This window comes from Nostoc sp., assembly GCF_036917935.1.
In the GTDB taxonomy this organism is placed as follows: domain Bacteria; phylum Cyanobacteriota; class Cyanobacteriia; order Cyanobacteriales; family Nostocaceae; genus Nostoc.
The window spans coordinates 195,881-210,886 of sequence record NZ_JBALEL010000037.1 but is presented as its reverse complement, the minus strand read 5'-3'; the positions used below and the strand labels follow the sequence as shown (position 1 = coordinate 210,886).

Annotated in this window: 16 protein-coding genes and 1 tRNA gene; 7 read left to right on the top strand and 10 right to left on the bottom strand. The window is 44.1% G+C overall.

All coding sequences use genetic code 11. From position 1 onward, the window contains the following. Positions 1–68 precede the first annotated feature (68 nt). The 8 genes from V7K62_RS16025 to V7K62_RS15990 form a co-directional block, all read right to left on the bottom strand. The gene (locus V7K62_RS16025; RefSeq protein WP_334865558.1) at positions 69–1,103 is read right to left on the bottom strand and encodes a methyltransferase; all 1,035 of its coding nucleotides are present in this window, start codon (positions 1,101–1,103) and stop codon (positions 69–71) included. Positions 1,104–1,309: 206 nt separating this feature from the next. After that, positions 1,310–1,777, bottom strand: coding sequence for an AAA family ATPase (locus tag V7K62_RS16020; RefSeq protein WP_334865556.1), 468 nt, complete (start codon positions 1,775–1,777; stop codon positions 1,310–1,312). After that, on the bottom strand, positions 1,731–1,868 hold the full coding sequence (locus tag V7K62_RS16015) for a hypothetical protein (RefSeq protein ID WP_334865554.1): 138 nt from the start codon (positions 1,866–1,868) through the stop codon (positions 1,731–1,733). The genes V7K62_RS16020 and V7K62_RS16015 overlap by 47 nt, the downstream gene beginning before the upstream one ends. 256 nt (positions 1,869–2,124) lie before the next feature. Continuing rightward, complete coding sequence (locus V7K62_RS16010; protein ID WP_334865553.1) at positions 2,125–2,289, bottom strand: hypothetical protein; 165 nt, start codon at positions 2,287–2,289, stop codon at positions 2,125–2,127. 24 nt (positions 2,290–2,313) lie between these two features. After that, a tRNA-Asn gene (locus V7K62_RS16005) sits at positions 2,314–2,385 on the bottom strand. A gap of 144 nt (positions 2,386–2,529) precedes the next feature. Beyond that, positions 2,530–3,081 carry an NYN domain-containing protein gene (locus tag V7K62_RS16000; RefSeq protein WP_334865551.1) on the bottom strand — a complete coding sequence of 184 codons (552 nt, stop codon included), beginning with the start codon at positions 3,079–3,081 and terminating at the stop codon, positions 2,530–2,532. A gap of 266 nt (positions 3,082–3,347) precedes the next feature. Further along, a complete protein-coding gene (locus tag V7K62_RS15995) occupies positions 3,348–4,025 on the bottom strand; it encodes an ABC transporter ATP-binding protein (protein ID WP_334865549.1) in 678 nt (225 codons plus the stop codon). A gap of 13 nt (positions 4,026–4,038) precedes the next feature. After that, entirely contained in the window at positions 4,039–4,311 is a 273-nt protein-coding gene (locus V7K62_RS15990; RefSeq protein WP_292769630.1) for a hypothetical protein, read from the bottom strand. Positions 4,312–4,666: 355 nt separating this feature from the next. Here V7K62_RS15990 and psbD point away from each other — a divergent pair, with 355 nt between their 5' ends. From psbD to V7K62_RS15955, 7 genes are all read left to right on the top strand, one after another. Further along, positions 4,667–5,722, top strand: a complete 1,056-nt coding sequence (gene psbD / locus V7K62_RS15985) for a photosystem II D2 protein (photosystem q(a) protein) (RefSeq protein WP_012409998.1) — start codon at positions 4,667–4,669, stop codon at positions 5,720–5,722. A gap of 857 nt (positions 5,723–6,579) precedes the next feature. Continuing rightward, a complete protein-coding gene (locus tag V7K62_RS15980; RefSeq protein ID WP_334865547.1) occupies positions 6,580–6,861 on the top strand; it encodes a 4a-hydroxytetrahydrobiopterin dehydratase in 282 nt (93 codons plus the stop codon). A 766-nt stretch (positions 6,862–7,627) separates the two neighbouring features. After that, complete coding sequence (locus V7K62_RS15975) at positions 7,628–9,346, top strand: iron uptake porin (RefSeq protein WP_334865545.1); 1,719 nt, start codon at positions 7,628–7,630, stop codon at positions 9,344–9,346. A 411-nt stretch (positions 9,347–9,757) separates the two neighbouring features. Continuing rightward, positions 9,758–10,195: an Rrf2 family transcriptional regulator gene (locus V7K62_RS15970; protein WP_334865543.1), complete on the top strand. Its 438-nt coding sequence runs from the start codon at positions 9,758–9,760 to the stop codon at positions 10,193–10,195. A gap of 98 nt (positions 10,196–10,293) precedes the next feature. Next, entirely contained in the window at positions 10,294–11,256 is a 963-nt protein-coding gene (gene cysK, locus V7K62_RS15965) for a cysteine synthase A (protein WP_334865541.1), read from the top strand. 15 nt (positions 11,257–11,271) lie between these two features. Next, a complete protein-coding gene (locus V7K62_RS15960) occupies positions 11,272–11,973 on the top strand; it encodes a J domain-containing protein (RefSeq protein ID WP_334865539.1) in 702 nt (233 codons plus the stop codon). A 142-nt stretch (positions 11,974–12,115) separates the two neighbouring features. Then, the gene (locus V7K62_RS15955; protein ID WP_334865537.1) at positions 12,116–12,988 is read left to right on the top strand and encodes a 6-carboxytetrahydropterin synthase; all 873 of its coding nucleotides are present in this window, start codon (positions 12,116–12,118) and stop codon (positions 12,986–12,988) included. A 72-nt stretch (positions 12,989–13,060) separates the two neighbouring features. Here the strand turns inward: V7K62_RS15955 and V7K62_RS15950 are convergent, their stop codons facing one another. Beyond that, entirely contained in the window at positions 13,061–14,029 is a 969-nt protein-coding gene (locus V7K62_RS15950; protein WP_334865535.1) for a PrsW family intramembrane metalloprotease, read from the bottom strand. Continuing rightward, on the bottom strand, positions 14,022–14,942 hold the full coding sequence (locus tag V7K62_RS15945; protein WP_334865534.1) for a class I SAM-dependent methyltransferase: 921 nt from the start codon (positions 14,940–14,942) through the stop codon (positions 14,022–14,024). The genes V7K62_RS15950 and V7K62_RS15945 overlap by 8 nt, the downstream gene beginning before the upstream one ends. Positions 14,943–15,006 lie beyond the last annotated feature (64 nt).

Genomic DNA, 15,006 nt, shown 5'->3' with positions numbered 1-15,006 from the left:
AGTATACTTTGCGGGGTAATCGCCGTGCAGCTTCGATAATTTGTTGAGCTAAATTTTCAGCCAATCCTTTAAATTTTTAGCGCCTCAATAACGCTAATTGGTGACAGGGTTGGAATAACTTGGGTAAGTTGGAAGCCAGCATGAAGCAGTAGCACTTGATATTCCTCCTCTGTGCGTTCGCGTCCACCAGTCATAACTAGCATATTGAGGTCAAACAACTTACTAAAAGAAGATGCATTCCCAGGAGGAACTATTGTCTCAAACAGTAGGAGTGTAGCATCCTGTGACATTGCCTGATGACAGTTTTTGAGAATAGCGATCGCTTTTTCCTCATCCCAGTCATGAATGATGTGCTTGAGAAGGTAAGCATCACCACCTGCTGTTACTGACTCAAAGAAGTCCCCCGACACTACCGTGCAGCGATCTGCAAAACCTTGTGCTTGCAGGTGAGATTTTGCTTCTTCTATCACCGTTGGTATATCAAAGACAATGCCTTTAACAGTCGGATAAGCTTTAAGGATGCTAGTCACCAAACTACCCTGACCTCCTCCGACATCAACAACAGTGTTGAATGCTGAGAAGTCATAACTGCAAATAATTGCTTCCAAAACAAAAGCTGTTAGACTTGTCATGGCGCAGTTAAACAACTTGCCAGCTTCGGAGTTTTTAAGGTAATGATCCCAAACACTCATTCCAGCGATGTGGTCAAACGCAATCTCACCAGTTTTGATGCTATGCAGCAGGTTATCCCAGCCTAAGTAGTGCGCTTGTCCCAGTTCAGAAATGGCAAAAAAACGCATTGAACCAGGAACATCCGTTTGTAACGTCGCAGCCAAGGGTGTTAAGCCAAATCGATGATGGTCATCTTCAGCAAATATACCCACACTAGCAAGCGCACGCAGTAATCTGTACAAAGATGGCATGTGAGTATCAGTGATTGCAGCTAGTTCCTCTACTGTCTTTGGCTGTTCCTTAAGGTAGTCAGCAATACCAAGTTTAGCAGCAGCGTGGATTGCCCGTGACACCCAAAAGCCAGAAATCATCTGGAGCATAACATCAGATGCAGGGACTTCAGTACTTATGCTTGGTTCGAGTGAATTCATATTTCTGCAAATTCTTTTTAAAGTTCTGGATTTGTGGGTGTACACAACTACAACTCAATCATATCCGACCACGGGGACGATAAGCCTCTGGCTTGATGGTGTGCGGATCGCAGACGAAAACACAATACATCTCAATGGATGAAGAAACCACTAATATCAGATGTGTATATACGTACCTAAAAATTAGAAGTTAAATTCAAAACATATTATATTGCACAGAAAGCCACCACTAGCGTCAAGGCGTTGCTATCCATCAGCGATCGCAAATTGTCATAAAATCCATTATCGAATTTATCAGGATATTTCAAAAGGCTTTCAAAATCATCCAGACAGAGAACAGGTAGCTTTCCTTGCTGTTTCCATTCCTTCACCGCATCTGAAAATGCTTGACGATTCAGCAGTTTACTCTTCCAAGGATTTTGTAGTTGTAGTTGCCATCCTGGAACGTGATTCAGTAAACCTTCGGCTACAGCCTCATAGAAACCCGTTTCAGTTTGGCAATCTACACCCCGTAACGGTAAGTAAACAACCACATAACGATTGGTGTTTTGTAATACTCGCTGCTCCCAAGTCCGAAGGAAATAATACAGCAACGAAGATTTACCAATGTGCTTGTCACCAACTATATTAATACTTGTAGGCTGATCGCCCTTCATTCCGAGATGCGATCGCATTTAGTTCATCCTTACGACCGACAAACAGCCTGGGATCTTCAATCATCCCCGCAGCCACAAAAGGATTGGCAGGCAGCGCTCCAGAAGTCATGTAAAGCGTTATCCTAGTTTCAGCAATTTAAGTGCAATCACTTAAAACAATACCACTAGTCCCATAATGTCTTTACAGATCGCAAAGACGCGATAAATCGCCGTACCGATTTGTAGAGACGGCGATTTATCGCGTCTCTTGCCTTAGGCGATTTACCGCGTCTCTTGCCTTAAACGTGGTATTTGAGAAAATATCTATTTGGCAAATGGGCCAATGTTGACTGCTACAAGTGCAAAACAGACCGTTGATGCGATGTCTAACGACAAGCCGCTTCTCTACGAGACGCTTTGCGAATGCGTCTACGCAATCCTTGTTGAAATTCCAGCACTTGTTTCGGACAAGCACCAAAAGACCAATGATTCAGAAAAGTCACAGTCGAGTCAAGCGACCATAAATCTCTGACGGATAATCTAGAATCCAAAATTTAAAATCCAAAATTGATAAACTCCCCAGGCTGGATTCGAACCAGCGACCAATCGATTAACAGTCGATCGCTCTACCACTGAGCTACTGAGGACCACTCACGATTTATAATCTTAGGGCTAAAAATAGTATTTGGCAAGTACTTTCGCCAATATTTTTTTTAGATAGTTAATTTAGAGAATTTTTGCAGCCAAAATCTATTCAGGAACTTAAGCAGAGACTGTTAAATACTAAATATCTACTGTAATCCCATTCGTAATTCAGCTAAACGCTGTCGCGCCTTAGCATCAATGGCATTAGCTAAAAACCTACTCTTCGATTGTTTGCGCGTATGATACTTTTGTCGCATTCGGCAAACGGTGGTTTCCACTTCCATACAGAGTTGTGGTGCCGACAACCATTCAGCCCCATACCCTTGGATCATCAACTGCTGTGCCCGATCTGATGTAGCAACAATCACACGAGAAATCAAAGATTGGGCTATTTGCTGGCGAAAAGAAGCGCAGGATTTTTCAATATAAGTATCTGCTGTTTGCCCAAAATCAGTGTAATAAACAGATAAAAGCTCAGTAATCATTTCTTTATTACTAGAGGTGTTCTGATATTGGGCATCAAAAACTATCTGAGTTGTGTAACCTTGAAACGCACTATAACCAGTCATCGCTTCCACAAGTTCGCCCCGTGCTGCCTCTAATCCAACGCTATCACGCGTTTTTTTAAGGCAAGGCCAAGCGCCTATGATATTGTAGCCGTCCACTAACAAAACGGCTTGGAGTAAGGAACGGGGCATGGTTTTTAATCACAATTTTCTAGAGTTAACAAAATTCATTCATAAGTTTTATAATAATTGATGCATAGTCTGTAACACTATGCTACACAGAATAAAAAATACGGCAGCCTCACAAAACTCCAACCTCAGACAGACGCACCAACTTAAAACGCGCCTTTGTTTAAAAGGCGCGTTGCAGTTCTTTTTTAGTAGTGTTCAGGAGTGCTGTTAGCGGATACGTAGGGTTTAGCCCGTGCAATGAATTTTACTCAGCACTCAGCACTCAATTAGGAGGCTTCGCTGTTTACCTCCATCAGACGCTGTTTGAGGCGTTGGGCTTCACCCCTATCTACCAGAGAGCCTTTTTCTAGCAAGAAAGCGCCGTCACAGTAATTTAACTCATCTAATCGATGTGTCACCCACAGGGCTGTAATACCTCGACTTTTGACAAGGCGACGGACACCAGCAACTAAATCCAACTGACTATCTGGATCTAGTAAGGCAGTGGGTTCATCTAATAATAAGACTTCACAGCGACGGGCGATCGCACCAGCGATCGCGACTCGCTGTTTCTGTCCCCCAGAGAGTGCATAGATAGGCCGTCGTTGGAGGGTAAGCAAATTCACCGCCCCTAGCGCCTCCTCAACTCTTGCTCTGGTAGCAGCAGGTGGTAACTTTTCTTCCACCAATCCAAAAGCCACATCAGCACCAACCGTTGGCATCACCAGTTGATGATCCGGATTTTGGAAGACAAAGCCAACGGGGTGCAAAACCCGAATTTCGCCCGATTCAGGAGCTAATAACCCCGCCAGCAGCCTAAGTAACGTTGATTTCCCACTCCCATTTGTACCCAAGAGCATCCAAAACTCACCCTTGGGTACTTCTAAAGAGCAAGATTCGATAACTTTCTCTCCATTAGGCCAACTGAAATTTAAATCCTTGACCTCAATGCCCACTTGAGCCATTTGTCAACCTTGGTTACTCAGCAGCTACAGCGAAAAAGCCAGGTGGTCTGGCACCGCCAGGGGTTGTACCATCTTTCTGAAAAATCTGCACCCCAGAAATTTCACTAGCGCGGACAGCAATTTTTTTCTCTGTCTTGCCCTCGCACTTGAGTTCTACAATGTCAGGGTTCCCAGAACGGATTGCTGCCAAAATTAGCTGATAGACAGCCTCAGCATCCTCTGCTGACTTACGTTGTACTGAGATCGGGAAAGCAGTGTTTCTGATGCTTAAATCGATGGTAAACATTTAGCAATAATCAAATTTAACTGTAGGACTCATTTTAGCGTCAGCTGACTGATTCTAGGGAAATGGGCATTGGAAGAGGCAGAGGGGCAGGGAGCAGGGGGCAAGGGGGAGAATTAAAATTACCTCTTTCCCCTCTGCTCCCCCTGTCTTATCTACCTCTTCTGGATCAAAAATTAATTTTTATGACAAATCCCCTAGAAAAATTAGCGATTTACACCTAATATTATTAAAGGTGTGTAAAAAATTGTAAACTTGGTTAACAACCCGGTTAACTTTCTGCTTATGGAGGGCTTTTATATAGCCATCTATAATACAGATACAACCTGTACTTATAAACATTTGGAGATTTGCTCTAATGACCATCGCAGTTGGACGTGCCCCCAGTAGAGGGTGGTTTGACGTTCTAGACGACTGGCTCAAGCGCGATCGCTTCGTATTCGTAGGTTGGTCAGGGATACTATTATTTCCCTGCGCCTTCCTAGCACTAGGCGGTTGGCTGACCGGCACAACCTTCGTCACCTCTTGGTACACCCACGGATTAGCCTCCTCCTACCTAGAAGGTGCTAACTTCCTGACAGTGGCAGTATCCACCCCCGCCGACAGCATGGGACATTCCCTATTGCTGTTGTGGGGCCCAGAAGCCCAAGGCGACCTCACCCGTTGGTTCCAATTGGGTGGCTTGTGGCCATTTGTGGCCCTACACGGAGCCTTCGGTTTGATTGGCTTCATGTTGCGGCAATTTGAAATTGCGCGTCTAGTAGGTATCCGTCCTTACAACGCCCTCGCCTTCTCTGCCCCGATTGCAGTATTCGTCAGCGTATTCCTGATGTACCCCTTGGGACAATCAAGCTGGTTCTTTGCACCCAGCTTTGGCGTAGCGGCAATTTTCCGATTCCTGCTATTCCTGCAAGGCTTCCACAACTGGACACTCAACCCCTTCCACATGATGGGTGTTGCGGGTGTATTGGGTGGTGCTTTATTGTGCGCCATTCATGGAGCGACAGTCGAAAATACCTTGTTTGAAGACGGTGATGGTGCTAACACCTTCCGCGCCTTCAATCCCACCCAGTCGGAAGAAACCTACTCAATGGTGACGGCAAACCGTTTCTGGTCACAGATTTTCGGGATTGCTTTCTCTAACAAGCGCTGGTTGCACTTCTTCATGTTGTTCGTGCCAGTCACAGGTTTGTGGATGAGCGCCGTCGGCATCGTCGGTTTAGCACTCAACCTGCGGGCTTATGATTTCGTCTCCCAAGAATTACGGGCGGCGGAAGACCCAGAGTTTGAAACCTTCTATACCAAAAACATTTTGCTGAACGAGGGTATCCGCGCTTGGATGGCTCCTCAAGATCAACCCCACGAACAATTTGTATTCCCTGAGGAAGTTCTACCTCGCGGTAACGCTCTCTAAGAATTAAAAACCGAGCATACCCTGAATTAGGGGTGTGATTGCCGAAAATTTGACACCATCCGGATTAAATAATCTCCTTGTGAGAATCCAATAAAGTGTCTATATTCCCCATTCTCTAGCGATCTCTCACCAAAAGGTGGGAGATTTTTTCTGTATATCGTTAATATCTCTAAATTATGTGTTATCTTAGGTAAAGGTTATTAACCCAGAGTAAATCCTCTGCCCTTTTGAAACTAAGACCGCTTAGGCAATAAGGAGGTGATGCCCATGATAGAAAGTAGTACATCCATGGGTCATCAGGTTGCAGTTAGCCGGCTGTGTGCCGGGGCTGTTCTCTAAAAGTTAGCCTTAGTCATCTTTGAGATACTAAGTTAGCTCAAGTAGCTAGGCAAGCTCGGAGTTCCTTCCGGCAGTCTGGTTGCAACCTGAAGACCCGCTAGACCGCTCTGATTTAGATCATCTGATCTAAATCAGAGCGGATAGTTTTTTAGGGGTGATTTTTATTAGTTACTTTTGAAAATTTAGATGGCGATGGCTGCGGTGGTAACTGAGCTTTGTCGTACTACTTCCCTACGGCACGCTACGCGAACGTGGAAGCAAGCTACGCGCAGCGTCTCGTAGAGAAGTGCGGGCAAAGCCAATGCATTTAAGTTTTTTAAAAAGAAAAATATCTTCCATTAAACCTTGGAGTTTGACTAGATGTGAGCAATAGCGTCTATCTACCAAGTCTCATTTTAAATATACACACACGCATTATGCCTTAGTCTATGCTCCCATACTTTCTCTCTGGAGAACAAAAGGGGTTTGCCTTTGTTAGATGCAAAATGTAACAAATATATAAGTAGGAATTTTTTGATATGGCACAACTACTAACCGAAGCGGAAATTCAAGAGCAGGCAAAGGTTCTGTCAGATTGGACTGTTGAAGACTCCAAGTTGCACATTACCCGCACATTCAAAGATTTTATTCAAGCAATTGAGTTTGTCAATAAGCTGGTGGAGCCGGCTGAATCAGCAGGACATCATCCAGATATAGAGATTTCCTATAACAAAGTGAAGATTATACTTACAACACATGATGCAGGCGGGTTGACGCAGCCAGACTTTGATGTAGCACGGGCGATTTCCGAAATCAACTAAGTAATTTTTTCTAACATCTTGCACCAGACGACTGGAAGTCACCGCGATACGGACTAAGGAGGTAAGCGTGAATTATATTAAAGGATTGTAGTAAGCGGCGCCAGGCTTATTCTCAGGACTGGAGCCGCTTACTACGATCCAATTTAATGAAATTTATATGGCATAACATGGTTTGATTGATTTTTGGTTATACCAATTTGAACAATGATTACGACAGATGGAACACTCAAAGCGATTACCAATAAGTCTTTCGGTACGAGACGTACTCGCGTTCCCAATCCAAAATCCCAAATATGGTATTACTTACCCTGCGGAAAGGCTTTGCCTACGCTTTGTATAGCCGAGCCAGTGTGTTCTAATTGGCGTGAGATTTATACTAGGGCTAAGTGCAAGAAGTGATTTTTTATGACAAACTGCTAAGTGTCTAAAGGTTGTAGCAATTTAGCCAATTAGGGAGCGAATGACCTAAACCATACTCCCTGCTTAGATATTTAGATAAGTATGTGTGACAGTTATTAAGGCGATCGCTTCAATCTTGCCATCTAGATCAGATGTTTTATAATGTTATGATATAAAGATATGTTTTTGCATAAGTTAATCACATAAGTTTTTAACCCCAAGTTAATCGTTTATTAGCTTTGCAAAAACTAAAATTGTAGTAGTGGCTACTATGCTTCATCCAAAGGTTTCAATGAGATGTCGCATTTTTGAGAATTAGGTGCAACGAAGCCAATTATCTAAACAAGGTGTGAGGAGTAAAGGAAAGATGTCTAATCTCTTATGGAAATCCTTAGTGGTTAGCCCAGCAGTTTTGGGAGCAACATTGTTAGTTTCGACAACAGCAATGGCGGCTCCAAGCACAACTACAGTATCACCAGCTAAACAAGCAGGTGTAACTGAAGTTGCCCAACAGCCAGAAATATTGGCTCAAACAACGATAGATCAAGTTAATCGCTACAGCAACGAAGGCAACCAAAATAACTCTCAGTCTCAAGTAACATCGGTTTCTCAGTTTTCCGATGTACAACCCACCGACTGGGCATTCCAAGCATTGCAGTCCTTGGTTGAGCGCTATGGTTGTATTGCAGGTTATCCGAATGCCACTTATCGCGGTAATCGTGCTTTGACCCGTTATGAATTTGCTGCCGGCTTGAATGCCTGTTTGGATCGGGTTAACGAATTGATTGCCACAGCAACAGCTGACTTGGTGACTAAACAAGATTTAGCTACCTTGCAACGGTTGCAAGAAGAATTTTCCGCAGAATTGGCAACCCTACGCGGTCGCGTAGATTCCCTAGAAGCGCGGACTGCTGAATTGGAAGCTAATCAGTTCTCCACTACTACAAAACTAGTCGGTGAAGCCATTTTTGGTGTTACTGATGTGTTTGGCGGTAATACTGGTGATGCTAACAATACCGTCTTCCAAGATCGGGTACGTTTGGACTTGCAAACCAGCTTCACTGGTAGAGACGTTTTGCACACACGTCTTGCTGCTGGTAATGCACAAGCCTTTTCACTAGTGGATAATGGTGGTGCTGCTATCAATACTGCTGAAGGCACACAAACGTTTGAAGTCGGTAGCACTGGTAACAACAGTGTCAAGATAGATCGTTTGACTTATGAAGCTCCTATAGGCCCAGCCCAAGTTTACCTCGCAGCTAGTGGCGGACGACACAGCCATTATGCTGCTGTCAATAACCCCTACTTTTTCGATAACACTGACGGCGGTAACGGCGCTTTATCTACCTTTGCTTCTGAAAGTCCCATCTATCGGATTGGTGGCGGTGCTGGTATAGCACTCAATCTACCCCTTGGTAAAGGTGGCGGTATCCTGGGAAATAGCTCAATCACTGCGGGTTACTTGGCATCGGAAGCCAATAATCCTGCTCTTAGTTCAGGTCTGACCAACGGCGACTATGCTGCTCTCGGACAGTTGAACTTTAGTGTTGGCGATCGCTTGGCTTTAGCTGCTACCTATGTCCACGGATATAGTGCCGCAGGTGGTTTATTATTCAACTCAGGTTCCACGTCAGATAACAGTTTTGGAGAGGTTTTAGTAGGTACTGGACAAGCTAACGCTTTAAGTACCACAAATGCATCTTCAAGTAATTCCTATGGTGTGTCGGCTGCGTTTAGACCTAGCGACAAGCTGTCAGTTAGTGGCTTCGTCTCTTATCACGATGTCACCGGCTTCGGTGCAGGTGATGATTATGAAGCTTGGAGCTATGGTGTTGGGGTAGCCTTACCTGATTTCGGTAAAAAGGGTAACGTTTTAGGTGTATTTGCTGGTGCAGAACCCTATGCCTTTAACCGCCCAGGTTTTGCTGGTAATGATATACCTTATCACTTTGAAGGCTTCTACAAGTATCGTGTGTCAGATAACATCTCTGTTACCCCTGGCGTAATTTGGTTGACCTCTCCTGGTCAAAACAGCAATAACGATGATGCGATTATCGGTACGCTCAGAACAACTTTCACCTTCTAGAGTGTTGACTATCCACTGACAATTTTGAACTCTATTTCTCCCCGCCATCAGGCGGGGCTTTTTGTTTTTAGTAACAGTAATGGATAAACCCCAGTATTTCACCGGAGTATACTAGAAAAGTTAGGAGTTATGAGTTATGGGGGGTTTTATATAAATAGATCAGAGTAGGGTGGTCATTGTAATGCCCACTTTAAAACTGACTTACGCCGTGAGCAACTTTTTCTGAGCGAGCTTTTCTAATAACGGTTGGCTGGATAAAGTTACATATTGCGTAATATTTTAACTCTGCCAATAATTTTAGACTTTCCAAGACGAATTTGGGATTTTAGATTGAAGGAAAAATCTCAAATTCAAATTGAATGACTCTCAACTCCTAACTCCTAATTCCTAATCCCTAACTTATTGCAGCTTGTGGAACTATCCTGTAAATCGGAATACGCAATTCTGGCCTTATTAGAGATGGCCGCTCATTACGAAAGTGGCGAACCGCTGCAAATTCGACAAATTGCAGCCCAACAAAACATACCCGATCGCTATCTGGAACAGCTACTAGCAACCTTGAGGCGTGGCGGTATAGTCAAAAGTCAGCGTGGTTCAAAAGGTGGCTATCTGTTAACGCGAGAACCCCGGAAAATCATCCTTTTTGAGATTTTGGAATGTTTAGAAGGGTTAGAGGCGAGGGCTGGTGAAGAAAACGTTCATTCCAAAACGGTAGACAGTTCAGTTATAGAAGAAATTTGGCAAGAAGCAAGTCGCGCGGCAAATTCAGTGTTACAAAAATATACGCTCCAGGATCTTTGTGAAAAACGAGATTCGCGGCGGCAATTGGATATCATGTACTACATTTAGTCAAGAGTCATTTGTCATTAGTCATTTGTCATTGGTCATTTGTTGATGACTAATGACAAATGACTAATAACTAACAATTAATAACTAAGGACTAAATTATGCGAATAGCTCGTAACATTACAGAACTGGTTGGTCGTACACCCCTAGTGCGGTTGAACCGCATTCCTCAAGCAGAAGGATGTGTTGCGGAAATTGTAGTGAAACTGGAAAGTATGAACCCATCGGCATCAGTTAAAGACCGAATTGGGGTGAGTATGATTAACGCCGCAGAGGAGGAGGGGCTGATTACTCCTCTTAAGACAGTATTGGTAGAACCCACCTCTGGAAACACAGGAATTGCCTTAGCAATGGCAGCAGCAGCTAAGGGTTATCGATTAATTTTGACAATGCCAGAGACGATGAGTGGAGAGCGTCGGGCAATGTTGCGGGCTTATGGGGCAGAACTGGAACTAACACCAGGAATGGAAGGCATGAGTGGGGCAATTGGGCGAGCGCAGCAGATTGTCAATACTACACCAAATACCTATATGTTGCAACAGTTCCGCAATCCAGCCAATGCAAAAGTGCATCGGGAAACTACTGCACTTGAAATCTGGGAAGATACTGATGGACAAGTAGATATAATTGTGGCAGGAGTCGGTACAGGTGGTACGATCACTGGTGTAGCAGAAGTGATTAAAGCACGCAAGCCTAATTCCAAGGCGATCGCTGTTGAACCAGCCAATAGCCCAGTTTTATCTGGAGGACGACCAGGCCCCCACAAAATCCAGGGGATTGGTGCTGGGTTTATTCCCCAAGTATTAAAGATAAAATTAATTGATGAAGTGATTACCGTCACCGATGAAGAAGCGATCGCCTACAGTCGCCGTTTGGCAAAAGAAGAAGGGCTACTATCTGGCATTTCCAGTGGTGCCGCTTTATGTGCAGCAATTCGCGTAGGCCAACGTCAAGAAAACAAAGGACGTTTAATTGTGATGATTCAGCCGAGTTTTGGTGAGAGGTATTTGAGTACACCGTTGTTCCAAGACCTAGAGGCAAGGTTAACCGCTAGCGTTAGTTAACGATACATTGAATTAATGGTCAATTATAACCACGTTTCTAACCATTACGAAACTCTCAAAGTTAGTCCAAGTGCCAGCCTTGCGGAGATTAAGGAAGCTTATCGCCGCTTGGTTAAGTTGTTTCATCCTGACACTAATCAGGAAACAGCCGATCGCGAGCAGATTATCCGCATCAATGCAGCTTATGAGGTCTTAGGCGACAACCAAAATCGCCGCAATTATGACCAAGAACTGCAAGATGACTCCCAAAAATTAAATAGCGATCGCCAACAGCGTACAGCATCAACCCAACAGCATTACCAGAGAAGACGAAAAACCGGACGCGATGTTGACGAGCAAGTTGAAGAATGGCTGCGCCAAGTTTACCAACCAGTTAATCGCTTGCTTTGTACTATTCTTTATTCGTTAGAAGAACAAATGGATCAATTAGCGGCTGATCCCTTTGATGATCAGTTGTTAGATGAATTTCAGGAATACTTACAAACCTGTCGAGATGACCTCAAGCAGGCACAAATTACTTTTCGTTCCCTGCCGAATCCGCCTAGCCTAGCAAGAACAGCCGCTCACCTTTACTACAGCCTCGATCAAGTAGCAGATGGACTCGAAGAGTTGGCTTATTTTCCTTTGAGCTACGATGAGCGTTATTTGCACACAGGTCAAGAACTATTCCGCATAGCTACGGGATTACACTGTGAGGCACAAGCGTCTGTTACATAGTCATTGGGCATTGGGTATGGGGTATGGGTCAATTTTTATGGATGACTAATGACTAAGGACGAATGACACATAACTTAGGAATTAGTTTATGCTGGAAACAGAAAAAGATTAAGAAATTTTAAATTCTGCTCCCAGTGTACTCATGCAATGTATTGTTAATCGCCGCGCCCAGTTTTCAGCAAGTCATCGTTATTGGTTGCCAGAACTGAGTGAAGCCGAGAATATTGAAAAATTTGGTGCTGGATTTAGATTTCCGGGACACGGGCATAACTATGTCTTATTTATCTCCCTAGCCGGGGAATTGGATGAATATGGCATGGTGCTGAACTTGTCTGATGTGAAACACGTAATTAAACGGGAAGTTACCAGTCAATTGGACTTCTCTTATCTCAACGATGTGTGGGCAGAATTTCAACAAACTCTGCCCACCACTGAGAATATTGCACGGATTATCTGGCAGCGGTTAGCACCCCATTTGCCTCTAGCCCGTGTGCAGTTATTTGAACATCCTGAACTTTGGGCAGATTATATGGGAAACGCAATGGAAGCCTACCTCACCATCAGTACTCACTTTAGCGCCGCCCATCGGCTAGCTCATCCTAACCTCAGTAACGAAGAAAACACTGAGATTTATGGTAAATGCGCTCGTCCCAACGGTCACGGACACAATTATCATCTAGAAGTCACTGTCAAAGGTAAAATTGATCCGCGTACTGGCATGATTATTGATTTAGGTGCGCTGAATCAAGTGGTAGAAGATTATGTGGTAGAGCCATTCGATCACACCTTTTTAAACAAAGATATTCCCTACTTTGCCGAAGTTGTTCCCACTGCTGAGAATATCGCACTTTACATTAGTAATTTAGTGCGATCGCCTATTCAGGAATTGGGAGCTAAACTTTACAAAGTGAAGCTGATTGAAAGTCCTAATAACTCCTGTGAAATCTACTGTACTGAGTCAGAATCAAATTCAGCCAGTGCATCTGTGAATCAGCCACTACTAGCACGAGTTTAGCTAATTTAAAATTTCGGCATAGGACATAGGGAATTTATATCATCCCAATGCCCTGTTCACAGGGCGTTTTAGTTAAAAATACCGACGACGGGCGGAATGTCGCAAATAGCGATAAATGCCCCAAGCTAAAACTCCAAAAAAGAGATTTAGTAAAAAGCGACTAAATATAAACCACAAAATATAAGTGTCAAAAAGCTTTGACGGACTCAAAGGACTAACAGTCCTGACTAAGAGAAACAGACCAAAAATAGCATTTCCACCCAGCACGAGGGCAAACAGCACTAAACTCCTCTGCCAGTAACGGCGCTGGGGTTTACGGTCCCAAATCAGGGTAATTACAGGTTTACCTTGCACTTTTCGCAGTAATTGTTCCAGTCGCCAAAACATCCACAACAAAAATGGAAATAAACCATAACTCAGGAAACGTAGGGGTAATGAGTAGCCCCAAGCACTAGATAGGACATTCACTAGGGCATGACAGATTACAGAATTTAGCCAAGCCCTAAAAATAAACTTCTTGTCTTGATTTAAACGATTTTTAGAGGAAATATAGATTCCTAAAGCATATCCCCAAGGCGCAGAGAACATAGCATGGACAGGCGTGCCGATAGTACGTTCAAAAATTGATCCGGTATCGTGGAAAAGGTAAATCCAGTTTTCTTCGGCAGTGAATCCAAGGGCAACGGCTATGGTGAAGAGGAAAACCGTAGAGTGAAGTAATCGATATTTGCGTTGCAGATAGTAGGTTGGGATAAAAACCGCAGCCAACTTGCAGCCTTCTTCAATTGTGCCTACCTCCACAAGCTGCCGCAAGGCTATACCAGGAAGCCAACGTTTGATCTGTTGCCAGTCTACAAAAGAGTTCGCTACAGTTTCAAAAACCCATTCGAGGCTAAGGGCTAAGATCCCAGATATTGCCCCGATGATAAAGAACATCAGTAACTTTAACAGAGGTGGGGCAAATGGCACCCGACAGTAGTAGTAGCCTAGCAGCAGCAAGGGTGGTATTACTGCCCACAACAACAGAGATAAATCAACCACTCACCTGAGCGATTGCTGTACGGTGACGGTGGGTGTTGTTGGTGATAGTGGGAGTTTGGAAACCCGCTTCAACAATAGCTTGCTCAATGTCCAAAGCAAAATATTCATCTAAATACGGTTCAGTACTTTTGAGCAAAGTCAAAATGTAGGCTGGCATTTTCTTGTAAACTTCAGATTTAGGATTCATATCCATGATTGCCAAATAGCCACCTGGACGCAGCACGCGCCGCATTTCAGCTAAAATCTGTCGGGTTGCCGACTGGGGTAATTCGTGGCACATCAGGAAAATGGAAACTAAATCAAAAGAGGCATCGGGTAGCCCGGTAGATTCCGCTTGAGCATGAAGCCAATTAATTTTAGCTTGGCGTTGTTGGGCGCGGTAATTGGCAACGGCTAAGAAGTAGGGAGATAAGTCCAAGCCTGTAATTTTGGCATGGGGATAAATTTCTTGCATGGTAAATGTACTCAAACCCACACCGCAGGCCAAATCTAGGATGTCTTGGGGTTGATTGGGGATTTGCACTTTGAGGATATCGTGGTAACTTTGGCGCAGTTTAGCATCTCCTTGTGCTCCAGCATCCTGCCAAATTCCGGCATGGACAGTACGAGCAGCAACTTCTAGCTCCCAAGCGGCTTTCCAACTGAGGTCTCCACCTTCGTAGGCATGGAATGGCCGCAAATAGTATTCTGGGTAAGAAAGCTGAGGATTTTCTACTTGAGCTAGATCAGCCTTCCAATCACGCGCTTGTAATGTTTCCACTTCTTGCATCCAAGGCACACCAATTCTCTCGGCGCGTTTAATCATCATTTGTCTAGCTTGATGCTTGGCTAGGTTAGCTAAAGGCTGGATTGCCAGTATGCCATTTACCAAACGGGAAGCTAAACCAGGATTAGTTTTTACAGCAGCGGTCATAAATCAGTTTGCATTTAATAGCCTTTTCTACTTATGACATAGTTGCTGGAGGCCAGTCTAGATG